The sequence below is a fragment of the Aeromonas sp. R4-1 genome, assembly GCF_040908325.1.
Classification (GTDB): domain Bacteria; phylum Pseudomonadota; class Gammaproteobacteria; order Enterobacterales; family Aeromonadaceae; genus Aeromonas; species Aeromonas veronii.
Window position 1 is genome coordinate 1 of record NZ_JBFODM010000013.1, and the last position, 25,003, is coordinate 25,003.

General features: G+C 57.2%; 26 protein-coding genes, 1 tRNA gene and 1 riboswitch. Of the genes, 5 read left to right on the forward strand and 22 right to left on the reverse strand.

Annotated elements, in window-relative coordinates:
- Together AB5Y90_RS01310 and AB5Y90_RS01315 are read right to left on the reverse strand one after the other, a co-directional pair.
- Positions 1-88, reverse strand: a tRNA-Ser gene (locus AB5Y90_RS01310).
- Positions 89-222: 134 nt separating this feature from the next.
- Positions 223-678 (reverse strand): YbjN domain-containing protein, encoded by a 456-nt coding sequence (locus AB5Y90_RS01315; RefSeq protein ID WP_005337119.1) that lies wholly within the window; start codon positions 676-678, stop codon positions 223-225.
- Positions 679-835: 157 nt separating this feature from the next.
- On the opposite strand from AB5Y90_RS01315, the gene AB5Y90_RS01320 reads away from it, so the two are divergent.
- Positions 836-2,173, forward strand: a complete 1,338-nt coding sequence (locus tag AB5Y90_RS01320) for a flavohemoglobin expression-modulating QEGLA motif protein (protein ID WP_113740695.1) — start codon at positions 836-838, stop codon at positions 2,171-2,173.
- A gap of 80 nt (positions 2,174-2,253) precedes the next feature.
- Here AB5Y90_RS01320 and AB5Y90_RS01325 read toward each other — a convergent pair whose 3' ends face one another.
- A complete protein-coding gene (locus AB5Y90_RS01325) occupies positions 2,254-2,835 on the reverse strand; it encodes a thymidine kinase (protein WP_307896661.1) in 582 nt (193 codons plus the stop codon).
- 91 nt (positions 2,836-2,926) lie between these two features.
- Positions 2,927-4,507, reverse strand: a complete 1,581-nt coding sequence (locus tag AB5Y90_RS01330) for a Na+/H+ antiporter NhaC family protein (protein WP_069527952.1) — start codon at positions 4,505-4,507, stop codon at positions 2,927-2,929.
- Positions 4,508-4,595: 88 nt separating this feature from the next.
- A riboswitch (Lysine riboswitch) is annotated at positions 4,596-4,767 on the reverse strand.
- Positions 4,768-5,068: 301 nt separating this feature from the next.
- On the opposite strand from AB5Y90_RS01330, the gene AB5Y90_RS01335 reads away from it, so the two are divergent.
- Positions 5,069-5,473 carry an H-NS family nucleoid-associated regulatory protein gene (locus AB5Y90_RS01335; protein ID WP_005359895.1) on the forward strand — a complete coding sequence of 135 codons (405 nt, stop codon included), beginning with the start codon at positions 5,069-5,071 and terminating at the stop codon, positions 5,471-5,473.
- Between the two features lie 69 nt (positions 5,474-5,542).
- Here AB5Y90_RS01335 and AB5Y90_RS01340 read toward each other — a convergent pair whose 3' ends face one another.
- The 5 genes from AB5Y90_RS01340 to AB5Y90_RS01360 all read right to left on the reverse strand — a co-directional run bounded on the left by AB5Y90_RS01340 (position 5,543) and on the right by AB5Y90_RS01360 (position 8,431).
- On the reverse strand, positions 5,543-6,118 hold the full coding sequence (locus AB5Y90_RS01340; RefSeq protein ID WP_307896660.1) for a cob(I)yrinic acid a,c-diamide adenosyltransferase: 576 nt from the start codon (positions 6,116-6,118) through the stop codon (positions 5,543-5,545).
- Positions 6,115-6,345: a DUF3820 family protein gene (locus AB5Y90_RS01345; RefSeq protein WP_005337126.1), complete on the reverse strand. Its 231-nt coding sequence runs from the start codon at positions 6,343-6,345 to the stop codon at positions 6,115-6,117. The genes AB5Y90_RS01340 and AB5Y90_RS01345 overlap by 4 nt, the downstream gene beginning before the upstream one ends.
- Before the next feature lies 1 nt (position 6,346).
- On the reverse strand, positions 6,347-7,018 hold the full coding sequence (queE, locus tag AB5Y90_RS01350) for a 7-carboxy-7-deazaguanine synthase QueE (protein WP_019444695.1): 672 nt from the start codon (positions 7,016-7,018) through the stop codon (positions 6,347-6,349).
- Between the two features lie 61 nt (positions 7,019-7,079).
- Positions 7,080-7,787: a 7-cyano-7-deazaguanine synthase QueC gene (gene queC, locus AB5Y90_RS01355; protein ID WP_042013218.1), complete on the reverse strand. Its 708-nt coding sequence runs from the start codon at positions 7,785-7,787 to the stop codon at positions 7,080-7,082.
- 20 nt (positions 7,788-7,807) lie between these two features.
- Positions 7,808-8,431 carry a tRNA-uridine aminocarboxypropyltransferase gene (locus tag AB5Y90_RS01360; protein WP_307896659.1) on the reverse strand — a complete coding sequence of 208 codons (624 nt, stop codon included), beginning with the start codon at positions 8,429-8,431 and terminating at the stop codon, positions 7,808-7,810.
- On the opposite strand from AB5Y90_RS01360, the gene rrtA reads away from it, so the two are divergent.
- Positions 8,430-9,023: a rhombosortase gene (rrtA, locus tag AB5Y90_RS01365; RefSeq protein ID WP_307896658.1), complete on the forward strand. Its 594-nt coding sequence runs from the start codon at positions 8,430-8,432 to the stop codon at positions 9,021-9,023. The genes AB5Y90_RS01360 and rrtA overlap by 2 nt on opposite strands.
- Here rrtA and pyrF read toward each other — a convergent pair.
- The 6 genes from pyrF to cmk form a co-directional block, all read right to left on the reverse strand.
- Entirely contained in the window at positions 8,998-9,699 is a 702-nt protein-coding gene (gene pyrF, locus AB5Y90_RS01370) for an orotidine-5'-phosphate decarboxylase (protein WP_307896657.1), read from the reverse strand. The two genes, rrtA and pyrF, sit on opposite strands and share 26 nt — an antisense overlap.
- 18 nt (positions 9,700-9,717) lie before the next feature.
- On the reverse strand, positions 9,718-10,884 hold the full coding sequence (gene lapB, locus AB5Y90_RS01375; protein WP_307896656.1) for a lipopolysaccharide assembly protein LapB: 1,167 nt from the start codon (positions 10,882-10,884) through the stop codon (positions 9,718-9,720).
- Positions 10,885-10,893: 9 nt separating this feature from the next.
- Positions 10,894-11,178 carry a LapA family protein gene (locus tag AB5Y90_RS01380; RefSeq protein ID WP_005337143.1) on the reverse strand — a complete coding sequence of 95 codons (285 nt, stop codon included), beginning with the start codon at positions 11,176-11,178 and terminating at the stop codon, positions 10,894-10,896.
- Between the two features lie 158 nt (positions 11,179-11,336).
- A complete protein-coding gene (gene ihfB / locus AB5Y90_RS01385) occupies positions 11,337-11,621 on the reverse strand; it encodes an integration host factor subunit beta (protein WP_005337145.1) in 285 nt (94 codons plus the stop codon).
- A gap of 92 nt (positions 11,622-11,713) precedes the next feature.
- Positions 11,714-13,384, reverse strand: a complete 1,671-nt coding sequence (gene rpsA, locus AB5Y90_RS01390; RefSeq protein ID WP_005337148.1) for a 30S ribosomal protein S1 — start codon at positions 13,382-13,384, stop codon at positions 11,714-11,716.
- A 94-nt stretch (positions 13,385-13,478) separates the two neighbouring features.
- Positions 13,479-14,171, reverse strand: coding sequence for a (d)CMP kinase (cmk, locus tag AB5Y90_RS01395; RefSeq protein WP_019444698.1), 693 nt, complete (start codon positions 14,169-14,171; stop codon positions 13,479-13,481).
- Between the two features lie 249 nt (positions 14,172-14,420).
- On the opposite strand from cmk, the gene ribA reads away from it, so the two are divergent.
- Positions 14,421-15,014 (forward strand): GTP cyclohydrolase II, encoded by a 594-nt coding sequence (ribA, locus tag AB5Y90_RS01400; RefSeq protein WP_005337152.1) that lies wholly within the window; start codon positions 14,421-14,423, stop codon positions 15,012-15,014.
- Positions 15,015-15,084: 70 nt separating this feature from the next.
- Here the strand turns inward: ribA and AB5Y90_RS01405 are convergent, their stop codons facing one another.
- Both AB5Y90_RS01405 and AB5Y90_RS01410 read right to left on the reverse strand, forming a co-directional pair.
- A complete protein-coding gene (locus AB5Y90_RS01405) occupies positions 15,085-16,041 on the reverse strand; it encodes a LysR substrate-binding domain-containing protein (protein WP_307896655.1) in 957 nt (318 codons plus the stop codon).
- 63 nt (positions 16,042-16,104) lie between these two features.
- A complete protein-coding gene (locus tag AB5Y90_RS01410; RefSeq protein WP_005337156.1) occupies positions 16,105-16,980 on the reverse strand; it encodes a LysR family transcriptional regulator in 876 nt (291 codons plus the stop codon).
- 95 nt (positions 16,981-17,075) lie between these two features.
- Between AB5Y90_RS01410 and AB5Y90_RS01415 the strand changes: the two genes are divergently transcribed.
- Entirely contained in the window at positions 17,076-18,299 is a 1,224-nt protein-coding gene (locus AB5Y90_RS01415; protein WP_064341137.1) for an MFS transporter, read from the forward strand.
- Between the two features lie 145 nt (positions 18,300-18,444).
- Here the strand turns inward: AB5Y90_RS01415 and AB5Y90_RS01420 are convergent, their stop codons facing one another.
- From AB5Y90_RS01420 to AB5Y90_RS01440, 5 genes are all read right to left on the reverse strand, one after another.
- Positions 18,445-18,999: a VOC family protein gene (locus AB5Y90_RS01420; protein ID WP_307896654.1), complete on the reverse strand. Its 555-nt coding sequence runs from the start codon at positions 18,997-18,999 to the stop codon at positions 18,445-18,447.
- Complete coding sequence (locus AB5Y90_RS01425) at positions 18,993-19,757, reverse strand: hypothetical protein (RefSeq protein WP_005337161.1); 765 nt, start codon at positions 19,755-19,757, stop codon at positions 18,993-18,995. The genes AB5Y90_RS01420 and AB5Y90_RS01425 overlap by 7 nt, the downstream gene beginning before the upstream one ends.
- A 191-nt stretch (positions 19,758-19,948) precedes the next feature.
- Positions 19,949-20,692 carry an oxygen-insensitive NADPH nitroreductase gene (gene nfsA, locus AB5Y90_RS01430; protein WP_307896653.1) on the reverse strand — a complete coding sequence of 248 codons (744 nt, stop codon included), beginning with the start codon at positions 20,690-20,692 and terminating at the stop codon, positions 19,949-19,951.
- A 71-nt stretch (positions 20,693-20,763) separates the two neighbouring features.
- Complete coding sequence (locus AB5Y90_RS01435) at positions 20,764-22,329, reverse strand: AbgT family transporter (protein ID WP_040069319.1); 1,566 nt, start codon at positions 22,327-22,329, stop codon at positions 20,764-20,766.
- A 143-nt stretch (positions 22,330-22,472) separates the two neighbouring features.
- Complete coding sequence (locus tag AB5Y90_RS01440; protein ID WP_307896845.1) at positions 22,473-24,425, reverse strand: bifunctional diguanylate cyclase/phosphodiesterase; 1,953 nt, start codon at positions 24,423-24,425, stop codon at positions 22,473-22,475.
- Positions 24,426-25,003 lie beyond the last annotated feature (578 nt).

A 25,003-nucleotide genomic window follows, 5' to 3' on the forward strand; every position in this document is an offset into this window, starting at 1 on the left:
TGGCGGTGAGGGAGGGATTCGAACCCTCGATACGTTGCCGTATACACACTTTCCAGGCGTGCTCCTTCAGCCACTCGGACACCTCACCAAATTTTGGTCTGTGGTTTAACGTGTTCAGCCAACACGGTGTTCGCTACGCTGTTGCGCTGGAACGGGGCGTAATTTAGGGGAAAGCCCCACCCGCGTCAACGGCTTTTTTCACCTGGCGAACCGTTCGAACACTTAATGCACAGATTCCGGTGCAACCTGGATTTCCGGCAGGTTGAGGAAGCCGGAACGTTCGCATTCGGCAACCAGTTCGTGGGTGGCAGCGATGGTGCTTTGCACGAACAGCAGGAACTGCTCGACGCTGAGTCCGGCCTTGGTAAAGACGGTGTGGCCGACCACCAGCCGCGGCAGGTTGTCATCGATGATATCGAGGAACACCTTGAGGGAGGGGTACTGCATATTGAGTCGGCCCAGTTCGGCAACCAGCGGCAGCATTGCGGAGGGGCGCACTTCCAGCTCGGAGGAGAACAGCAGGCCTTCCTCTTCCACGAAGATCCGGCTCTCCTGAATACCATCGACCGACTGCAAAGAGACAATGTGGATACCGTGACACTGGTCGCAGACATAGTGCTCGATACGAGCCTGTTGCAACCAACGCATTATCATTTCGGAGCTGGGGATATTCATCATTTCCACGACAAGATTGGGATCAAGGGGCGCAGTCTAAACCAATTTGCTATCAACAAAAAGCACGCCAACCCGATAACCCTGCGGCTCGCTTCTTTTTGGCAAGCGCTATGCATATACTCAGCCAAATCCACGATGACGCTTGCCCCACAGGGGGCCCATGACTATCCAAGAAAAGTATCGCCTTCATCTGAAATCACTCTCGGATGAGCTGCTCACCCTGCAAAAACCCATCCGCATTCTGGATGCCATCAAATGGCCACGCCATCTGCAGGATCGCTTTCTGGTAAGCGGTGGCAGGGAGCTGCCCGCTATCGACAGGCACTTCTATGATGCCCTCCCCCTCGGCTTCGATCCGCGCAACAAGTATCTGGAGCTCAAAGAGCTGCGGGACCGGATCCGCAGAAAACTGGGGCCACAGGACGATCTTGGCCGGATCCTGCAAGAGACGGTCGATCAGTACATGGTGGTGATCGAGATGCTGCGCCAGCGGGGCCAACCCGATTTTCAGCGTTACAGCCAGCTGCTTTATGGCTCTGCCAGCGATCACCTGCGCGGGGATCGCAAGACTCTCAAGGAGCTGGGCGCCCGCCTGTGCGATATCTTCTCCCTGCCCGGCGCCCGCCATCTGGTGCGCCCCTACCCCAAGGAGTTCGAAGGAGAAGCCGCGGTCGCCAAACTGCAGGGCAAGCTGTCGAGCTACTTCAGTGACGGCACTGTGCAGGTGAAGCTGAGCGATGGCATCGTCTCCGATGCCGCGGCTGGTGGCGACTACATCAAGCTCAACTCCCACGCCCGTTTCTCCGAGCTGGACTTGCAGGTACTGGAGGTACACGAGGGGTGGGTCCATGTCGGCACCACCCTCAACGGTCGCCAGCAGCCTTATGCCACCTGGCTGAGCGCCGGTTCACCGCGGATCACCGCCTGTCAGGAGGGGCTGGCCGTTCTGATAGAGACCCTCACCTTCAGCTCCTTTCCGGATCGGGCCAAGCGCATTTCCGATCGGGTGATGGCCATCGACATGGCCGAGCGCGGCGCCGATTTTATCGAGGTGTTTCAGCACTTCGTACAGCAGGGCACCAGCGAGCACGACGCCTACAAGATCACCCAGCGGGTCTTTCGTGGCGGCATGGTGGGCGGCGGCGCCTGCTTTACCAAGGATCTCTCCTACGTGCGTGGCTATGTGGAGACGGTCAACTTTATCCGCAGCGCCGTGCTGGAAGGGGTGCCCGAGATCCTGCCGATGCTGTTTGTCGGCAAGGTGACGCTGGATGACATTCCGGTGCTCTATCAGCACTATCTGGAGGGGCTGATCGCCGCTCCCCGCTATTTGCCGCCGATGTTTCGCGATCTCACCGGCCTCTATGTCTGGTTCGGCTTTGCCTCCGGCATGTCACTGGTCGATATAGGCCGGGTACAGCACCATTTTCGCCAGCTGTTTCAACGCCTGCCGGTGGCCGACCCCATCATTGCGCCGGTGGATATCGAGATCGACTGAACCACAGCGATACAAGTTGGGGAATATAAAAAGGGCGCCAGATTGGCGCCCTTCTCGACGATTCAAATATCGCAGCCGAATTACTTGTAGGCCTGACCTTCGAGATAGTGTTTGCGACAGAGCGACACATAGCGATCGTTGCCGCCGATCTCCACCTGTTCGCCATCACGCATCACCTGCCCCGCTTCGTTGACCCGGGAGTTCATGTGAGCCTTGTTGCCACACCAGCAGATACTCTTCAGCTCTTCAAACTTGTCGGCCAGACAGAGCAGATGGTAGGAACCGGGGAACAGCTCGCCGCGAAAATCGGTCTTGAGGCCATAGGCCATCACCGGAATATCCTGCTCATCGACGATGCGGGCCAGCTGGTAGACCTGCTCACGGGTCAGGAACTGGGCCTCGTCCACGATAAAGACATCGATATGTTTCTTTGCATGGCGCTCTTTCACCATTTCAAACAGATCACAGCTGTCGCTGAACACGTCCACCTTCAGTTCAAGACCAACCCGGGCACTGATCACCCCAACCCCGAAACGGTCATCGATGGCTGGCGTCATCGCCAGAGGATGCATGCCCCGCTCCAGATAGTTGAAGTGCGCCTGAATGAGCTGGGTGGATTTGCCTGAATTCATGGTGGCAAATTTGTAGTGCAGTGAAGCCATGATACTGTTCCGAAACTGAATTTATGGGGCGCATGCTAACCAAAGCCCCTGACAAAACCAAGGGGCCCGCGGGCCCCTTGCTCTATAAATGTTACGCGGTGGCCAGCACTGGCCGCGCTTTGGCCTTTTTCAGGTGATAACCGGTAAAGAGCACGAACCAGAGTGCGCTGACACTGAAACCGGCCAGGCTGGAGTGCATCAAGCCCATCGCCAGGTAACCGATGGCCGCACCGAAGGCGATGGCCAGTGCATAGGGCAGCTGGGTCATCACGTGATCGATGTGATGGCAACCAGCACCGGTGGCAGAGAGGATGCTGGTGCTGGAGATGGGCGAGCTGTGATCCCCGAACACCGAGCCAGCCAGTACCGCGGCCAGCATCGGCAGCATCAGGCTGATGTCGCTGGCGGCGGCCATGTCACCGGCCAGCGGCAGCATGATGCCGAAGGTACCCCAGCTGGTACCTGTGGCAAACGCCATGGCACAGGAGAGGATAAAGACCACGGCAGGCAGCACTTCGATCGGCAGGTTGCCGTTAGCCAGCGAAGCCAGGTACTTGCCGGTCTCCACATCACGCACCACAGCACCGATGGTCCAGGCGAACAGCAGGATGTTGATGGCCGGCAGCATGGCCATGACACCTTGCGGCGCGGCCTTGATCCAGTTCTTGGCTCCCAGCTTCAGGCGCATCGCCAGACCGATGGAGACCACCAGACTGCACAGGGCACCGTAGACCAGCGAAGAGCCGACGTTGGTATTTTCGAACGAACCGAGCACGCTGAACGGCAGCCCTTTCTCGCTCAGCACCGCAGCACCGGAATCGATCATGAAATAGATGGTGGCAGCGGTCAGGGTCAGGATCGGCAATACCATATCGATCATGCCGCCGTTGCTCTCTTCGGGGCTCTCCATATCCAGACCGATGGGGCGGCCCTTGGACTCATCCCACAGCTTGCCTTCCAGCGCCCACGCTTCGTGTTGACGCATCGGGCCGATATCCAGCTGACAGGCGATCACCACCAGCACCATGATCAGGGTGAAGACGGCGTAGAGGTTCATCGGGATCATCTCGACAAACGCCGCGATGGGGCTCTGCTCAGTCAGACCGTGGGCCGCCATGATGCCGCCAACCAGGGCGATGATATAAGCACCCCAGGAGGAGATGGGCATCAGCACGCAGACCGGCGCCGCGGTGGAGTCCAGCAGATAGGCCAGTTTGGCACGGGAGATCTGGAAGCGGTCGGTGACCGGACGGCAGATGGCCCCCACCGACAGGCTGTGGAAGAAGTCATCGATAAAGAAGGCAAACACCATCATGCCAGTCAGGGCTTTGGCGCCCTTGCGGGTCTTGGCACGACGCTCGGCCCACTCGGCAAAGGCACGGGTCGCCCCGGAGACGCTCATCAGGCTAATGAGGCCGCCCAGCAGCAGCATAAACAGGATCATGTTGACGTTGTCACGATTGAGCGCACCATCGACCCAGAAGATCTTGAGCACGGTATTCAACATGTAATGCAGGGATTCGAGGGGAGAAAACTGATTGAGCAGCAAACTGCCGGTGACGATACCCACACCAAGGGACAACAGTACACGGCGGGTCAGGATCGCCAGCGCGACAGCCAACAGGGGGGGAAGAACGGACCAACCGGAGTCGGCGAAATGACTAATGTCCATGATCTCTTTGCACCTAAAGATTACAGGTGGAGATCTACCGAGAGGATCTAAAGAAACAAAACCTATGGGGAGGTCATACTCCTCAGCCCCTTCAGGTAGCGCTCCATAGTGGATGACTATGGCAGTCCTGCACCTATTAGATGCAGAACCAGCAGCCCGGTATGATGGCCTGGCCACTTCGGCGCTGACTCCTTTCCTTGTGCATCACAGGCATCACCCTCCGCACAAATACTCATAGGCAGCGCGCCTCTACTTAAAGGTATTCGCCGCACATTTTATCGAGATGGCAGCTTATAGCAAGTTTTTTGATTAAATAATCATAATAAACAGATCAAGGCCGGAAAATGGTAGTCAAATGATGCAACAACGCCAGCTTTGACGCTATTTTCACCTACTGCGGCCTCATTGGCATCCAATCACCAAGCCTATTGCTGGCCATATTAAATATCTGTATTGAGGTTCCCCCGGATATTATATTTAACCCGGCTTGACTTATTTAAATCACCAAGCAAGAATCAGCTGAAACATAATATTTTTCTCTGACTCGACGTGGTAACTCCTATGAATGAATTTTTAAAGGTACTGCTTAATATCCGCAGTCTGCGTGCGACCTGCCGCGAGCTTTCTCTGGAACAACTGGAAGAGGCACTGGAAAAACTCTCTACTATCGTTGCTGAACGTCAGCAGGATGAGGCTGCCGAGCGCCAAGCCCGTGAAGAGCATCTGCGGAAAATTAACGAATATAGCGAAATGCTGAAAGCAGCCGGTATTGACCCGGCAGAATTGGTAAGCGCGGTCGCTACCAACCCCGGCAAATCAGAAAAAGCCAAGCGGGCGCCACGTCCGGCCAAATATCGCTATCAGGATAATGGCGTAGAGAAAACCTGGACCGGCCAGGGCCGTATGCCTTCGGCTATTGCCAGCGCAGTGGCAGCAGGCAAATCACTGGAAGACTTTGCTATCTGATCTCAATCTCGTTGCTAATAAAAAACCTCGCCAAGGCGAGGTTTTTTATTGCCGCTTAAACGTGAAATATCAGATAGCCGATTGCGGGCGATCTGCTGCCTTGACCCACAGCACTTCACGATCCCCTGCTACGCAGATGAGATAGCGGGCAACGGTAAAGAACCAGTCACTCATCCGGTTCAGATAGGGCAGCACCTCGGGATTGACCCGCTCTTCCCGGCTCAATGTCAGCAGCAAGCGCTCGCAATGACGCACCAGAGTGCGCACCACATGTGCTTGCGCCGCGGCACGGGAACCACCGGGCAATATAAATTGGTGCAGCGGCGGCAATGGCTCACTATAACGATCTATCTGCTGTTCAAGGCGAGTGGTCCAGGCGGCATTAACTTGCCAAATTGATTCATTCTGGGCGTCGCTGGAGAATGCCAACTCCCCCCCCAGATCAAACAACTCCTGTTGCAACAGCTGTAAATCAGCCAATAAACCGATCTCTTGCGACGGCACATCACAAATCAGCAAGCCAATATGGGAGTTGAGCTCATCGATATAACCGTAGGTCTCGACCCGCAAATGATCCTTTGGCAACTGGATACCATCGGCCAGCCGGGTCATGCCCTTATCGCCCTGCCTCGTATATATTCTCATACCGACATCCTGTTAATAATGGGAATAATCATGGACTCAAGTCCATTGAGTTTGATTTCGTAAGCCAACGCCAGCGTCTGGCCCAATTTACCCGCCGGAAAACCGCTGCGCGCCATCCACACCAGATAGGGCTCTGGAATATCGATGATACGCCGCCCCTGATATTTACCGTAAGGCATCTTGTTGGTCAGGGTCAGCAGTACCTGTTCGTCGGATAGCCAATCCATATTAATCGATATCCAGATATTTATGAGTCTGGATTGAGAGTCGCCAGTTACGCGCGATACAGGTATCCATCGCCAATTGGGTGGCCCTTGGCTTCTGGCTGATCGGCTGCAAGGCAATGACCACATCAGGGCGCAGGGTAGCAGTAGCGAGCAGCGTATCCAGCTCTTCAATATGGTGCTCGGTGGCCACCGGATGCTTGATCTCGTTGGCCCGCTCCAGCGCCGAGACCAGCACAGGCAGCCCCCCTTTCATGCCAATTTTGGGGGAGACGGTCACCCAGGTCTGCTCATGGGTCTTGATCTCGCTGGTGCCACTGGTTTCAATCTGCACCTGATAACCCGCCGCCAGCAGGGCTGACGAGAGTTCGTGCAGATCGTAGAGGCAGGGCTCGCCACCGGTGATCACCACATGGCGCGCCTGATAACCCAGGTCGGTAAAGCTCTTGATAATCTGCGCGGTGCTAAGTTGGCTCCAACAATCGGATTCGTTGGAGCGATCCAGCACCGCTGCCTTGCCCACTTCACGAGCCGGATCAACAACCCAGGTATGACGGGTATCGCACCAGGGGCAGCCCACCGGGCAACCCTGCAGGCGAACAAAGATGGCGGGCAGGCCGGTAAAGATGCCCTCCCCCTGGATGGTCTGGAAAATCTCGTTGATTGGGTAGTGCATCTCGATCACGGCTTGTTGCAAAAGTCGCGGATTATACCCCAAGCCACGGCAAGACGCAGGCTCACTCTGCGCTTTTCTCACCCAGCCCGGTTTTCTCAAACAGTCTGGCCATGATGCCCGCCTTGTCGGCCAGATAGTTGTTCAGGCCGCGACTGCGCAGTTCACACGCAGGACACGTGCCGCAACCGTCACCGGCAATGCCGTTGTAGCAGGTCAGGGTCTGCTGGCGCACCGTGTCGAGGTGACCATAGTGATCCGCCAGAGCCCAGGTCTCGGCCTTGTCGAGCCACATCAAGGGAGTTTCAAAACGGATGCCGCGATCCAACCCCAGCGACACCGCCTGATTGAGGGCCTTGACGAACTCGTCACGGCAATCGGGATAGCCGGAGAAGTCGGTCTCGCAGACACCGGTGATCACCGCTTCGGCGCCCACCTGATAGGCATAGATGGAAGCCAGGGTCAGGAACAGGATATTGCGACCCGGCACGAAGGTGTTGGGCAGGCCATTATCCTGCAGCTCGCAGCTGACCGGGATGTCGTCACGGGTCAGGGCAGAGACCGCCAGCTCATTGAGCAGCGTCACATCCATCACCTTGTGGGCGGCGATCCCCAGAGCACTGCCCAGACGACGCGCGGTGTCGATCTCTTCCCGATGGCGCTGGCCATAGTCGAAGGTGATGGCGTGCACTTCATCATACTGAGCCAATGCCTGTACCAGACAGGTGGTGCTGTCCTGACCGCCACTGAAAACCACGACTGCTTTTTTCATCTTGATAACTCCTTGAATTGTCACGCGCGGCGGCCTTCGGCAAAGTCCTGCCACTGGGTATTCAACCGGTTAAACAGGGTCAGCAAGGGCGCATAGTGCTCCGGCCTCCCCTCCCACCGGGACAAGAGGTGATAGCCCGCCTCTATGGTAGAGAGGGCATCGGGAAAGGGTTTCTTGCGAATGGCATATTGACCGGCAATGGCACCAATGCCGATGCGGGGCAAGCGGGCCAGTGCCGGGTTGCTCTGCAACATGCGATAGGCTTTGCGCCAGGTGCCGTCGAGCAAGATAAAGGCGATGGACATTTTGCCAGAGGGTTCACTCTCCCGCTGTTGGCGAAGATCGGTCAGCGAAATGGCATCCTCATCCGGCCAGAGTAGATAGCAGCGGCGGGAAGGCTCTGCGAGTAACCCATTGAGCCACTCATCGCGGGAAAAGTCCTCCCCCACATGGATCTCGCACTGTTGCAAAGAGGCCGCCAGCAGCGCCGCAGTCCCCTTGGGATGTGCCACCTCGTTGGGGTGCTGCAAGATGTAGAGGGGCGTGTGATTGTCAACCGGCACAATATAATCGCACAGGCAGGCTTTGAGGGCTCGGGTGCAACGTGTACAGTATCGACTGTTCTTGTCGTTGGACTGTTTCATGTTGTCAGACAAATCTGGATTGCTCTGGGTTATCACGCTCTCTCTCACCAGCTTGCTACTCTTCTTTACCGTTCCCAATCTTCAGCTCTCCTTCGATCGGCCCTTGATCGCCGGGGGCGAAGGGTGGCGGATCATAACAGGCAATCTGGCTCATACCAATCAGTGGCACCTGCTGCTCAATCTGGGCGGCCTCGCCATCCTCTATAGCCTGTTTCGCGACTATTTGGGTGGGGCTCGCCTGCCGCTGCTGATGTTGCTGCTCTGGTTGGCAGTGGGCTTGGGGATCTGGTGGTGGTGCCCGCAGACCCAGTGGTACATGGGGCTATCTGGCTCGCTGCATGGCCTGTTTGTCTGGGGGGCAATGCAGGATATTCGCCACGGACGCCGCACATCGGGCTGGCTACTGTTGGCAGGGATGGGGCTCAAGCTGGCGATGGACTTCTACAATGCAGGAGAGAGCCCGATATCCACCCTGATCAATGCCAGGGTACACATCGGCTCTCATCTTATCGGGGCCGGTGCAGGCCTGTTGCTCGGCCTGCACCGTGTATCACTGAGTGAGCCTGTTACGCACCAACCAGCTCGGCATTGATGCTGGCCAGCATGGCGGCCGGATCGGCAGCCTGCGTAATGGGGCGACCGATAACCAGATAATCGGACCCCGCCTCGACCGCCGCTTTCGGTGTCATCACCCGGCGCTGATCCCCGGCCGCTGAACCGGTCGGGCGAATACCCGGGGTCACCAGCTTGAACTCATCACCCAGCAAGGCTTTAAGCTCATGGGCCTCGTTGGCGGAACAGACCACCCCATCCAGACCGGATGTTTTGGTCAAGGTAGCCAGCCGGACCACCTGCTCGGCGGGGCTTACATCCAGACCAAGAGGGATCATGTCGGACTGCTCCATGCTGGTCAGCACGGTCACGCCGATAAGCAGGGGGGCCTTGTCACCATAAGGCAGAAGCGCCTCTTTGGCGGCACGCATCATCCGCTCACCACCACTGGCATGCACGTTGACCATCCAGACACCGAGCTCGGCACTGGCTGCCACGGCTTTGGCAACGGTATTGGGAATATCGTGAAACTTCAGATCCAGAAAGACATCGAATCCCTTGGCCACCAGCTGGCGTACAAACTGCGGGCCAAACAGGGTAAACATCTCCTTGCCTACCTTGAGACGGCACTGGGCCGGAGAGATACGTTCAACGAACGCTAAGGCATCTGCCTCGTGCTGATAATCCAGCGCTACCAGTACTTTGGGATCTTGCATCTCACATCCTATTGCTTGTTATTCACCGTCCAGACCGCGGATCGGCTTGATGGAACCCCACTGGCGACAAGACGGGCACTGCCAGAACAACGAGTGAGTGGCAAAGCCGCACTGCCGACACTTGTGGGTTGACTTGATTTTGATCTGCTCGCCGACCAGCTGTTGCAGCAGTTCGAGGCTCTCCTTGGCAGGCCCCTCTTCCGCACTGGCCAGCTGAAAACCCACCAGCTGGTAAAAACCTTTCATCGACGGATGACGACGCAGCTGACGCAACACGAGGGAACGGGCCTGGCTCAGGCCATCACGCTCTTCAACCAGCTTGGCAAGGGCCAGGGTCACGCTGACACCGGCGTGATCTTCCACTGCCTTCTCAAGCAGCGGGATCAACGCAGGCGTGCGGCCCAACTGCTGATAGCACTCGAGCAATTTGGGCATTGCCTCGGAGGCAAAGTCGATATCCTGCTCGAACACCCGCAGCAGCTCCTTGCTGGCCTGCTCATACTCCCCCTCAGCCATGGCGAGCTCAGCGAGGCGCAAACTGGCCCGGGCACATGCCGGATTGATATTGAGCGCCCGTTTGAGCTTGACCAGCCCCTCCCCTTTATTGCCCTCACGCAGCGCGATTTCGGCCTGTTCGCAATAGAAATGGGAGATGGGGTCGGCAAGCTTCTTGCCCTGGAATTTTTGCAGACGAACTGCCACATCGATGGCCTTGTCCCAATCCCGCAACTGCTGATGGATAATCAACAGCTGTGCCAGCGCCGTCTCTTCAAAATCGCTGTCGTCACACAGCTCATTCCAGAGCGCTTCCGCCCGGTCGAGCAGACCTGCAGCAAGAAAGTCGCGAGCCAGCTCCTGCAGAGCAAGCTGGCGCTGCTCTCGGGTCAGTTGGCGGGTTACCAGGTTCTGGTGGATCTTGATGGCACGATCGACCTCCCCACGCTGGCGAAACAGGTTGCCGAGGGAGAGGTGTGTTTCGATGGTTTCACTGTCCACCTCAAGCAGCTGGATAAAGAGATCCACCGCCTTGTCGGATTCATCGGACAGCAAATAGTTGAGGCCCGCCACATACTGGCGGGAAAACTGGTTACTCTGTTTTTGGGTGTCCTGGCGAACACTCCTGCGACCCATGTACCAACCATAACCGGCGGCGATGGGCAACAGCAGGAAAAGCAGTTCAAGCATTGAGGAACATTATTCCTTACCCGGTGACCGGGCCAGCTCCAACTCGCGGGATTGACGACGCATGGTGCGGTTGAGGGTGCGGTTTTGCATTTTCAGGCGCAGGAACAGCAGGCCGAATACCAGCCAGCCCAGCAAAAAGCCGCCAGCAAAGAAGAAGCCCAACAGCATGGCAAGTGAAAACTCACCCTGAGCGATCAGGTAATTGAACTGAACCAGCTGGCCATTTTGTGAGCCCAGCGCCAGGGTCAGAACAAACACCAGCACCAGCGGAATGAGGGCCAAAATACGCTTCATAAGAGCTCCCTGTCAGTATCTAATGAGAGGCTGATTATCCTTAAAATCGCAGGCAGACTCTAGTGTGAATGGGAAAAGAGTTTAAGAAACAAGACGATTGGCACAGGAATCGGCGCTAAAAACAAAAAAGGCATACCCGAGGTATGCCCATTTCTGCATTATTCAACGATGTTGACGCGCTCGCGCAACTCTTTACCAGGTTTGAAGTGCGGGACATATTTCCCGGTCAGTTCAACCTTGTCCCCAGTCTTGGGGTTGCGGCCCACACGGGGCGCACGATAGTGCAGTGAAAAACTGCCAAATCCGCGGATTTCAATCCGGTCGCCGTTTTGCAAGGTCGACGCCATCTGCTCAAGGATCTCCTTGATGGCGGCTTCGACATCCTTGGCCGGCATATGCATGCGGCTGGCTGCCAGTTGTTCGATGAGATCTGATTTGGTCATAACGTTAAATCTCCTTCCCCGATCACATGCAATATTCATTTTGCCAGGATAAAAAAGGGCGGCGCAATGCCGCCCTTTTCTTGCATCAAGGATTACTCACCCTTGGCGGCTTTGAACGCTTCCATCATAGCATTGCTGAACACAACTTCTTCTTGCTGGTTCAGGTTATCGATAGCAACACGCTCATCAGCCTCGTCCTTAGCACGGACAGACAGGCTTACGGTGCGGTTCTTACGATCAACGCCCATGAATTTAGCTTCAACTTCGTCACCAACAGACAGCACCAGAGTGGCGTCTTCTACACGGTCACGAGCAGCGTCGGAGGCACGCAGGTAGCCTTCTACGCCATCAGCCAGTTCGATAACGGCACCTTTGGCATCAACCTCGGTAACCTTACCTTTCACGATAGCACCTTTCTTGTTGTCAGCCAGGTACTTGTTGAACGGGTCTTCTTCGATCTGCTTGACACCCAGGGAGATGCGCTCACGCTCCGGATCCACTTGCAGAACAACGGCTTCGATCTCGTCGCCTTTCTTGAATTCACGCACGGCTTCTTCGCCCTGGTTGTTCCAGGAGATGTCAGACAGGTGAACCAGACCGTCGATGCCGCCATCCAGACCGATGAAGATACCGAAGTCAGTGATGGACTTGATCTTGCCGGAAACACGGTCGCCTTTGGCGTGAGTTTCGGCAAACAGCTGCCACGGGTTGGATTTGCACTGCTTCAGACCCAGGGAGATACGACGACGCTCTTCGTCGATGTCCAGAACCATCACATCAACCACGTCACCAACGTTAACAACTTTGGACGGGTGGATGTTCTTGTTGGTCCAATCCATCTCGGATACGTGTACCAGGCCTTCAACGCCTTCTTCGATTTCAACGAAGCAGCCGTAGTCGGTCAGGTTGGTCACGCGGCCAGACAGACGGGTGGTCTCCGGGTAACGCTTGGCGATAGCAACCCAGGGATCTTCGCCCAGCTGCTTCAGACCCAGGGATACACGGGTACGCTCGCGGTCGAACTTCAGAACCTTGACAGCGATCTCGTCGCCAACGTTGACGATTTCGGAAGGATGCTTAACGCGCTTCCACGCCATGTCGGTGATGTGCAGCAGGCCGTCAACACCGCCCAGATCTACGAATGCACCGTAGTCGGTCAGGTTCTTGACGATACCCTTAACTTCTTGACCTTCTTGCAGGTTAGCCAGCAGGCTTTCGCGCTCGGAGGTGTTCTCGGTCTCGATCACGGCACGACGGGAAACAACAACGTTGTTGCGCTTCTGGTCCAGCTTGATGACTTTGAACTCGAGTTCTTTGTTTTCCAGGTGAGCGGTGTCACGGATCGGACGCACGTCAACCAGAGAACCCGGCAGGAAGGCACGGATGCCGTTCAGTTCAACGGTGAAACCACCCTTGACCTTGCCGTTGATGATACCGATAACGGTAGCTTGCTCTTCGTAAGCCTTCTCAAGCTGCAGCCAGGCTTCGTGGCGCTTGGCTTTTTCGCGGGACAGCTTGGTTTCGCCGAAACCATCTTCGATAGAGTCCAGAGCCACGTCAACGGTGTCGCCGACGTTGATTTCCAGCTCGCCCATGGCGTTCTTGAATTCTTCAGCCGGGATAGCGGACTCGGATTTCAGACCGGCGTCAACCAGTACGAAACCGTTCTCGATAGCAACGACAGTACCCTTGACGATGGAACCTTGACGGGTTTCAACGGCGTTCAGGGACTCTTCAAAGAGTTGAGCAAAAGATTCGATCATTGTTTATGTCACAAATGAAACATCCACTTGCAATCCGGCACAAGCGGGGCTGTTTTAAATAATCTGCGCCATCCTTGGTGCAGACGACCGGATGTCAGCTTGCGCTGGCATCACCAAGTTGTTGCTCTGCATAGGCGAGTACTGTTGCCAGCACTTCATCTATGGTCATGGCGGTAGAGTCTACCACCAGAGCATCTTCTGCCGGTTTCAGGGGTGCAGTAGCGCGATTTCTGTCGCGATCGTCACGTTCCCGAATCTCGGTTAAAAGACGCTCAAAGTTAACATCAAAGCCCTTATCTTGCAACTGCTTATAGCGACGCTGGGCCCGTTCTTCGGCACTTGCGTCGAGGAAAATCTTCACCTCGGCCTCGGGGAAAACAACTGTGCCCATGTCACGACCATCGGCAATCAGACCCGGGGCCTGACGAAATGCCCGCTGACGGCGCAGCAAGGCTTCGCGCACCCGGGGGAAGGCGGCGATTTTACTGGCAGCATTACCCACTTCTTCGGTGCGGATAGTGCGGGAGACATCTTCCCCTTCCAGGATCACCTTGACCAGATCGCCCTCAACCTGAAATTGCACATCCAGATTGGCAGCCAGTGGCACCAGTGAGGCTTCACTGTCCAGCTCTACATCGTGATGCAGGGCGGCCAGGGACAACACCCGATAGATGGCGCCCGAGTCCAGCAAGTGCCAACCCAGCTTCTCAGCAAGCAGCTGACACAAGGTGCCTTTACCTGCACCACTGGGGCCATCAATTGTCATTACGGGGGCCATCTGAGGCATAACTTCTCTCCTGCACTGTGTTGCTCCCATCCCGAAGGGGTGGGTTAATGGGCGCCGATTATACCCGAATGTGGTGAGCCTGGCAGTCATCAATCCGCACAAAGGGCCAAAACCCCGCCGGACAGCTGTGCTTGTATCTCATTTGGAGATTTCATTAAGCAATGCAGGGACTTGTTCTTATGGTCGTTCCTGACAAGGCGCGCTAAACTGGCCCCCCTTTTTTGAGCCGTTAGTAGTAAGGAGCAACCTATGAGCAGCGTTACCCTCGTGGCCAAATCCAAATTGCCAACCCCCTGGGGCACCTTCACGCTGGTAGGTTTTCAGGAAACCGGCACAGGCAAAGATCACGCCGCACTGGTGATGGGCGACATTACCGGTGAAGAGCCCGTGCTGGGCCGGATCCACTCAGAGTGCCTGACCGGCGACGCCCTGTTCAGCCTGCGTTGTGACTGCGGTTTCCAGTTGCAAGCGGCCATGGAAAATATCGCCAAAGCCGGTCGTGGCGTGTTGCTGTATGTGCGTCAAGAGGGCCGTGGCATCGGCTTGCTCAACAAGATCCGCGCCTATCACCTGCAGGATCAGGGGGCCGATACCGTGGAAGCCAACGTGGCCCTTGGTTTCGCCGCCGATATGCGCGACTACACCATCTGCGCCGATATGCTCAAGCAGCTTGAGGTCAAGTCTCTCAAACTGATGACCAACAACCCGCGCAAGATGAAAGCGATGGAATCCTTCGGTATTCCGGTGGCCGAACGGGTACCGTTGCAGGAAGGGCGCAATCCCCACAACGAGTTCTATCTGTCGACCAAGGCCAACAAGCTGGATCATATGCTGAAGAAGTGAGCCTGCATTGACGAATGTCAGATAGTCAAACGCCTCCCGAACGGAGGCGTTTTTCTTGGGACGACCCTAGCTATCGCTGTGGTACGGTCAGATTGGCCAGCAGAGCTTCAAGCTCTTCGCCAGTGCGGGCAGCACAGTATTGTTCGACCCGCTCGCGGGTCAATTGCGGCGCGAGACGTTCAATCAGATCGTAGAGATAGCCGCATAAAAATGCCCCTCTGCGCAACCCGATAGCAGCTACACCGCCTGGTAGCCAGGGCGCCGTTTTGAGCACCAGATCCCCATCGCGCTGGGGCTCCCAGGCAAAGGTTGCCATCACCCCTATACCCATCCCTTGTCTGACATAGGTCTTGAGCACATCGCTGTCGCTCGCACAACAGGCGATCCGGCTCTCGGCATGAGCGCAATCAGTGACCTGAGTAGTGGAGAGAGCCCTTCCGTCAGTCACCATTGCAAACTCCACCAGCTCGGCCGGGGTCAGCGATGTCGCTTTGGCCAACGGATGATCCTTTGGCAACACCAAGCCCCGTTGCCACTGAAAACAGGGGAGCATGAGCAGATCGCTCCCCTCCTCAGGTTCATCCACCAGCAGCAGATCGGCAGCGCCATCATGCACGGCTGCGCGGCACTGCGCCGCACTCCCCTGCATCACAGTTACGGCAACTTTGGGAAAGCGGGCCATGAAGCCCTTGAGGATGGCGGGCAGAATATAACGGGCTTGCAGATGAGTAGCGGCAATGGTGAGGGTTCCCTGCTCCGGATGCACATGCTGCCTGGCCATTACCTTGATGGTGGCGACCTTGTCCAGCACCTCGGCGGCCACTTTGATCACATCCCGACCGATGGGAGTGATCTGGGTCAGGTGTTTACCGCTGCGCTCGAAGATCTGGATCCCCAGCTCATCCTCCAGCATCCGCACTTGTTTGCTGATCCCGGGCTGGGAGGTAAAGAGGCTCTCGGCGGTGGCCGACAGATTCAGCCTGTGGTTCGCCACCTCGACGATATAGCGCAATTGCTGCAATTTCATGGTGTAGCCCTCAAGCGAACCCACCGTTAATAGTAACAAACTTTCAGCAATGACCCGCCGCCATCAGGCCGGGCGCTCCTTGAGTAGGAAATCACGCAAGGCACGGTTGGCCATGGAGAGCGGATCGCCACGCCGCCACGCCACACAGAGGTCGAGGTAGATGGGCGGGTCGAAGGGCACGCCACTCAGATCCGGCTCCTCTTCCAGCACCATCCGCAAGAAGGTGGTCACCGCAAAACCTTGCCGCACCACCGCCTTGAGCAGAGGGATAAGATTGCTCTCGAAGGCGATATCGGGTTCAACGCCCAGGCTCTGGGCTAGCGCCTCCATATGCTCCCGGTGGTAAAAACCACGGCGAAACAGCGCCAGCTCCTGAGCAAAGAACTGCGAGAGGGTGACGGCCGGTTCGCCGCGCAAGGGGTGATCGTCCCCCACCACCATCAACATCTCTTCGCTCAGCAGATGTGCCCCCTCGATGGCGGGGGGAAGATCACTGGTGATGAGAATGGCCAGATCGAGGGAGCCATCCACCATCCGGCTGAGCAGCTCACGGGTGCCGGCCTCTTCGACCCGGATCTTGAGGCCGGGATAGCGATGCTTGAAGGCCATCAGTCGAGGGGGAAAATAGTAGGAGCCCATCATATAGGGGATCCCGATCCGCACTTCCCCCCGCTCCAGCCCCTTGAGCTCGGCCATCTCGGCCTCGGCCTGATGCATCTGCAGCAACAAGCGCTCGGCATGGCGACAGAGCACCTCTCCCTCCGGGGTGAGCCGTACCGCCCGGTCCTGTCGATCAAACAGCCGCAATTCGAGCTGCTGCTCCAGCTTGGCAATGGCCATGCTGATGGCCGGCTGTGCCACATGCAGACTGTTGGCTGCCTTGGTAAATGAGCCGGCATCCCTGACCGCCAGCAGATAGGTGAGCTGTTTCAGATCCATGTATCAATTCATCTTATGAGATGGATAACTTAAATATATTATATTTATAACCGCAAGGACTCTACCCTGACCAAAAGTAGTCAGGACAATACGCAATGATTGAAGTTGGAAGTCGCGAGTGGATACGTGCAACCCTGGCCCTCAGCCTGGGCTCTTTTCTGGTGTTTCTGAACCTCTACCAGACCCATCCCCTGTTACCCCTGATCGCCGAGGTCTTCTCGGTCAACTCCCTCTCGGCCAGCTGGACCCTGGCAGGATGCACTGCAGGCCTCGCCGCCTCCCTGCTGATCTGCGCCAGACTGGCGGATCGCCATGGCCGTCGGCAAGTCATGCTGGGGACACTCACCCTGGCGATCCTGCTCTCACTGTTAATCCCGCTGGTTGAGCAGTTTGGCACCCTGCTGCTGCTACGCATCCTGCAGGGCGCGCTGCTGGCAGGGCTGCCCGCGACCGCGATTGCCTATATGGGGGAAGAGTTCAGCAAACGGGCGCTGCTCTCGGCGGTGGGGGTCTATATTGCCGCCAACTCCCTCGGTGGCATTGCCGGTCGGGTGGTCGGCGGTCTGTTGGCGGGCTGGTTTGGCGACTGGCAGCATACCTTTCTGGGGATTGGTGTGATCAGCCTGTCACTGCTGCCGCTGGTCTTCTGGCTGCTGCCCCATCAGACCCGCTTTGTGGCGAGCGCCCCCGTTCGCGGCCAATTTGCTCGCGCCTTGCAGCAACACCTGACCAATCCCTTGCTGGTAGGGGCTTACCTTATCGGGGGACTCAACTTTATGGTGTTTTTGAACCAGTTCAGCTACCTCACTTTCCTGCTGGCCAAGCCCCCCTTCTCCCTGCCCACGCAGTGGCTCGGCATGCTGTTTCTCACCTATCTCTCGGGGACGGTGGCCTCCTCTCTGAGCGGTCGCTTTGCCAATCGCTGGGGGGCACAACGCATGCTGCTGGTCGGGATCGCGCTGATGGCCCTCGGGAGTCTGTGGCTGCTGCAGGGCAGTCTGCTCGGGATCCTGAGTGGCTTGCTGATCTCCAGCTTCGGCTTTTTCCTGGCACACGCCTGCGCCAGCGCCTGGGTCGGTCATCATGTCGAACACAACCGCGCCCTCGCCTCCTCCCTCTATCTGGTGGCCTACTATCTGGGAGCCAGTCTGGGGGGACTTTACCTGCACCCCTTCTGGGAGCAGGGTGAGCTGGGCGGTCTGGTCATGGGGATTGAACTGGTCCTCATCCTGACGGCGGGCTTGAGCCTCTGGCTCGGCCGTCTCAAGCAGCGAAGCCAATCGCCACTGCCTGCCCAGCAACCCCACCGACACGGGTAACGGGCTCAGCGCAAACAGGGTCACCCACGAGCAGATAGCGCTCTCGCCACCAAGCGTCACCAGATAGCAAAAGGGGTCACACCGGTGACCCCTTTTGCTGCGTTATTCAAGAGCCTGTCAGGCTCGCACCGCATTGAGCACAGGATCACTCCTGATCGAAATAACCCGCAGGCACCGCGACCACAGCGTCGGTCGCCACCTCTTCGGCGATCACCTCAGCCAGCGGGCGCAGATGAAACTTGATCTGTCCGGAGGGCAACATCAGGCCAATATCGGGGTTGCGGATATCCTGCATGTTGCCGGTTTTGAATGGCAGCTCGGGATAGCACGCTACCAGATCTTGCAGTGAAGTGACCACCAGCTCGATATGTTCCAGCCCCGCCTGATGGACACGACCCGGTTTCGGTGCAGCCAGCTCGATACAGGGTACCTGTACCTCATCAGCCAACAGCGGCTGACGCAACTGATAAGTGGCGATGGGACGTCCGCCAATCATACCCTCCACCAGCAAGGTACCTGCCTCAGCCAGCACAGCACATAGCGCGCAGTACTCCTGCAGGGTAGCCGCCCGATAACAGAGGTGATCGACCGTTGGCCGGGAAATGGTGACGCCACTGGCGGCCAGCTCGGCCAACAGCTGAGAAACAAATGGGGCCATTGGCCCCAGTGTGGAATCGAGTGGATGGGACATGCTTACCATTTCTTCTTGGGTTGAAACAGGACATCAAGCTCGTCAGCTTCCTTGTCCTTGATGTTTTGCAGATCCTGCGCGCTGTTTTGCTGCTGCAGCTCTTCAAGCTCCTTGAGCCCCTGACGCATATCTTCTTCACGGGCCAGCAGATAGGGATCCTTGTCGCCCACGCTCGCCATGGCCGACAGACCCTTGGTATAGAGCTGGCGGCATGTACCATATTGGCCCTGAATGCGGGCATCCATCGCACGCTTGACCAGATTGGAGATGTTGATCTTGAGCTGCATCAGCTCGAGGCGGCGCTCTTCCTGGGCAAACCCCTGAGGGTCAATCTTGCCCTTGTTGTGCTCGACCCGCAGCACAGCCCGCATCTTCTTGACCAGCTGCAGCATCTGGATCGCCTGACGATCGGACTCCGGGGTCTTGAATTGCCCCTCATCCTGCACGCTGTAGTTCTCCTGCACATTCTTGATCTGGGTCTGCACATCGACGATGCGCTGCTTGATCTGATTGTTCGGCATCACCTGGGCGATGGCGCGATAGGCATCGAGGATCCGGTGCTGCAACAGCAACACCATGTTCTTGGAGAAAGGCACCAGATTGACGTTCAGCAACACTTCTTCGGTCTCGTCAGCCACCGTCTTGTGTCTGGCAACGGCGTGACGCTTGTCCGCCTCTGCCTTCTGCTTATATTGCTGCACCACGTTATAGGCGATAACCAAAAACAGGAGTGCGCCGATAGACAGCAATACCAAAGTTAAAATCATAGGATGTCCAAACCCCTGTTCCTATCCAATTGCGTGATCCTACAACAGCTTACCCACTTAAGGTAGCCTGCAGATCCCCCCTTGCCCACGATTTGTCACCAAGCTGTGCCCCCGGTCTCAGGGAGAGATTGCAGGATCAGGGGATGATGACCATGACGGTCACCTCCCCATAGTATCGCCCATCAGCGCCATTACTTGAGGTTAAAGCCCCGCGATTGCAGGAATCCCAGCATGAAAGGGCGGGACTCCTTGCCCAGAATGGCGCGGATCTGGCCGCTCCAGGTCTGCTGCTTGTTGTTGCTGCTACGGGCCTGATAGTAGTCCGCGATCTGCTGATCGTACCGGGCCAGCAGGCCGCGATCCAGCTCGTGCTGGTAGCGCTCCTGATGCACCACCAATCCCCTGGGCAGACGGGGTTTCTGCTCCGGCTGCTGGGCAGGATGACCAAGGCAGAGGCCAAACAGCGGGATCACCTGATGGGGCAAGCCCAGCAGCTCGCTCACCTCGGCCGGATGGTTGCGAATGCCGCCGATATAGACCCCGCCCAGCCCCAGCGACTGGGCCGCCAGCAGGGCGTTTTGCGCCATCAGGGCGTTTTGCGCCATCAGGGCGCCGTCGATGGCACCGATCAGCAACTGCTCCGCATAGCCGGTCTGGGCCTCGGGCACGATCTGGGTGTGGCGGTGGTAATCGGCGCAGAAGACCAGAAACTCAGCCGCCTGCACCACATAGGGTTGATTGCCCGCCAGCATGGCCAGCTGCTGACGCGCCTCGGGTTCGCTGACTCGCACAATACTGGTCACCTGCAAAAAGCTAGAGGTCGAGGCGGACTGGGCGGCGGCGAGAATGACATCCAGCTGCTGCGGGGCGATCGGCTCGGCAGTGAACTGACGAATGGAGCGATGGGAAAGGATAAGATCGATGGTCTGATTCATGGCACCTCCAAAATGAGGTAACACCATAACGAAAAAAACGAGGGAGCCCAAGGCTCCCTCGCACACCCAGCTTAAGGGGCCGGATAGACATAAGGGGCTTGCAACCCGAGCGGGAAGCCGAGCGCCCAGTAGAGCAGCAGGAAAATCGTCCAGCTCACCAGGAAGGCCAGCGAGTAGGGCAGCATCATGGAGACCAGGGTACCGATCCCGGTGCTCTTCACATACTGCTGGCAATAGACCACCACCAGCGGGAAGAAGACCATCAGCGGGGTGATGATATTGGAAGCAGAATCCCCGACCCGATAGGCCGCCTGGGTCAGCTCGGGGGAGATCCCCACCGCCATCAGCATGGGTACCAAGATCGGACTGATCAGCGCCCACTTGGCGGAGGCCGAGCCGACTACCAGATTGACGGTGGCGGTGAGCAGGATCATCCCGACGATGGTCACTTCACCGGGCAGCGCCAGCGCATGAAGCACTTCGGCACCGGAGAGGGCCAGCAGGGTGCCCAGGTTGGAGTCGCCAAACGCCTTGATAAAGAGCGCGCAGAAGAAGGCCATCACCATGTAGGAGCCCATCTTGTTCATGGTGGCCGACATAGCGTCGATCACATCCTTGCCACTCTTGAAGCTGCCTGCGACAAAGCCGTAGACAATCCCGGGCAGGATAAAGAGCAGGAAAATGAGCGGCACTATGGACTTCATCACCGGTGCGGCGAAGGTGGTCAGGGAGCCATCGGCAGCACGCAGCGGTGAATCGCTCGGGGAGAGCGCCAGCGCCAGCAGCACGATAGCCGCCAGCATGGCAAACCCGGCCCAGTTGAAGGCCCGGCTCTCTTGCGCGCTGTAGCGCCCCATCTCGTCGGCACTCTCCAGATCCTCGTTGAGCGCCACATGCTTGAGGCGCGGCTCCACCACCTTTTCGGTGACGAACCAGCCGACGCAGATGATCAGCAACGAAGAGGCACCGGTAAAGATGATGTTGCACAGGGTGTTGACCATGTAGTCAGGATCGAGCAACTGAGCGGCGGACTGGGTAAAACCCTGCAGCAGCGCATCCCCGCCGGAGGGCAGGAAGTTGGCGGCAAAACCGCCGGAAACGCCGGCAAAGGCAGCGGCGATCCCCGCCAACGGATGGCGTCCGGCAGCGTGGAAGATGATGCCACCGATGGGGATCACCAGCACATAGCCCGCATCTGCGGCGGTGTGGCTGACGATCGCCACCAGGATCAGCATGGGAGTGAGAAAACGGGCAGGCGTCACCTTCAGCAACTTTTTCAGACCGGTATTGATAAAACCTGACTGCTCGGCCACCCCGACCCCGAGCATGGCCACCAGCACGATGCCCAGCGGGGCAAAGCCGGTGAAAGTGGTCACCATGGTGGAGAGAAACTCGGCCAGACCGGCACCGGTCAGCAGGTTGTTGACCACTACCGCCTCCCCGGTACGGGGGTTGACCAGATCAAACTGGAATTGTGACAACACCCAGGAGCCGACCCAGACGATCAGCAAGGCGTAGAGGAACAGCATGGCGGGGTCGGGTAATTTGTTCCCGGCTTTCTCGACGCCATTGAGGAAACGGTTCAGCCAACCTTTGGGAGGGCTGGCCGGACGGTCATTGACAGCAGCATGACTCATTATTGCGATACTCCTTTCCCTAGAAACGAGGTCGCATGCTAGCAACTCCAGTCAATCCGTCTCATGACCGATCGCAAAAGAATGATTAATTTTGATTAAATATTGCGGAATAAAATCCCAAGTTGTGGCCTAACGCACACTTGTTACTCTGCCATCACGGCATCTAGCAGTGGATAACGCCCGACCTGGCACTCCACCACAAAACCGCTCGCCTCAACTTGCGCCACTGTAAGAGGCTTGCTGAACAGATATCCCTGGAACACATGGCACCCCTGGGTCTGCAGTGCGGCCAGCTCGTGAGGCTCCTCCACCCCTTCCGCCATGATCCCCAACCCCAGATTGGTGGCCATGGCTGCAGTCGCCCGGATCACCGGCAAGTTGAGGCCGACCACGAAGGAGCGATCCAGCTTGATGTTGTTGATCGGCAACCGGTTGAGATAAGCCAGCGAGGAGTAGCCGGTACCGAAATCGTCGATGGCAATCTTGATCCCCTGCTCGCTCAAATCGTCGAGAATGCCGAGGCACCCCTTCATATCGAGCATCAGCACGGTTTCGGTCAGCTCCAGCGTCAACAGGAAGGCATCCACCCCGTGCAGCTCCAGCTGCTGGCGAACTTGCCCGGGCAACGCCGACGAGAGCTGGAAACCGGAGAGGTTGACGGAGACCGGCACCCGCTGATGGAAACGCTTCTGCCAGCTGGCGACCTGTGCCAGCGCGGTGGAGAGCACCCAGCTGCCGATCTCGCGGATCAGCCCCATCTCTTCGGCGAGCGGGATAAATTCCACCGGCGACACATGGCCGAGCACCGGGTTGTACCAGCGCAGCAGCGCCTCGTAACCGATCAGACGCCGTTTGGCGGCATCGACCTGCGGCTGGTAACAGAGGCTCAGCTCCTGGCGGCCGATGGCCTTGGCCAGAAACTGTTTGAGATTGAGCTTGCGCTGCAGGGTCTGCTGCATGCTGGGGGTGAAACGCTGCCAGCGCAGCCGCCCCATCTGCTTGGCCTGATACATGGCCATGTCGGCACGGGTGATGAGGTTGTCCCCGTCATCCGCATCATCGGGATAGATGGCGATACCGATACTGCCGCCGATGGTCACCTCCGGCAGCCCGCTCAGTTGCAGCGGCTTGGTCATCTGGGAGAGCATCTGATCGGCCACCTCTTGCGCCCGATCCCCCTGATTGCCCAGCGGCACCAGTGCTGTGAATTCATCGCCACCGAGGCGAGCCAGCTCCACATCCCGCGGGCAAATCTGTTTGAGGCGACCGGCGACCCGCTCCAGCAGGCGATCTCCCGCCTTGTGGCCGTAGTTGTCGTTGACCAGCTTGAAGTTGTCCAGATCCATGAACACCAGCGCGAAACGCTCCCCCAGCCCGCAATAGGCCTCAAGGGATTTCATCAAGCCATACCGATTGAGCAGGCCGGTCAAGGAGTCGTGCCAGGCGAGGTGGCGATGCTCCAGCTCCTCGAGCTTGCGATCGGTAATATCCCGCATGGTGAGCAGAATGCGGGCCCCCTGCTGGATATAGCGGAACTGATACTGGAACCAGCGCATCCCCTTGAGGGTACGGCACTCCCCCTCGGTCACCACTTCATCGAGACGGGAGAGCTTCTGGTAGAAGCTGTCATCATTGCCGGAGAAAACCTGGGAGAGCTTGGCGATCTGGTGGCCGAAACACATTTCGAAGTGATAGTTGCCACTCTCGAACACACCATGGCTATCAAACAGGCAGGCAAGGGTATCGCCGGTTGCCAGCGAGGACTCCTGATAGAGGGTATCGGAGTCGAGCACCGCTTCGGTCATCATCATCAGACGGCCAGCCAGCTGAATGCCAGAGAGGCGTAGATAGATCTGCTTCTTGACCCCCTTTGGGGAGAGGGTCCACCACTCGTTGTAACTGCGCCCCTGCTGAAAATCACCCAGATAGCGCTGCAGCAGCAGATCGATGGCGGTTGCCATATCGGCAGAGAAGTCGCGGGAGCAGAGTTCGTCGAGAGACGTCGCCTCCCACACGGAGAGCGCGGCGCTGTTTGCCCAGAAAATATGGTGATGCTCGATGTCATAAACCCAGATCGGGGTATGCAGAACATCCATCGTCTTCAGTAACCGTTCGTCAAGCGTATTCATCTGGTCAAGGTCATTCATGCTGGATGGTCACTGGTTAACCGGAAAACAGATCTGGCAAACCGCTAGCTGCAGAATGCAAGGTGCAAATACCTCTCGGCCATTATCCCTTTTCACATAGCCAAGAGCGGACAAAACTATTTCAGATATCAACAACAGGGCAGCCTGTTCGGCAATACTACAAAGGACTCAGCCAAGGACCCTGTTAATCCAAGCAAATCATATAGTCGATTTTTAACTTTTTTCCCCAGTAAAAACAAGCACTAAGAGCTATCCACTCGAGACCTTGAAAGAGCAATTGCATATTTGCTGCGATAAATTTGTTATTAACATTTAAATCAATGGTGGAAATAGTCATCACTCTCTGTCACAAAGCTTCCATTAAGGAAGGTGCGAACAAGTCCCTGATATGAGATCATGTTTGTCATCTGGAGCCATGAAAAAGGGTTCATCATGAGTCATCAGCTCACCTTCGCCGACAGTGAATTCAGCAGTAAGCGCCGTCAGACCAGAAAAGAGATTTTCTTGTCCCGCATGGAGCAGATTCT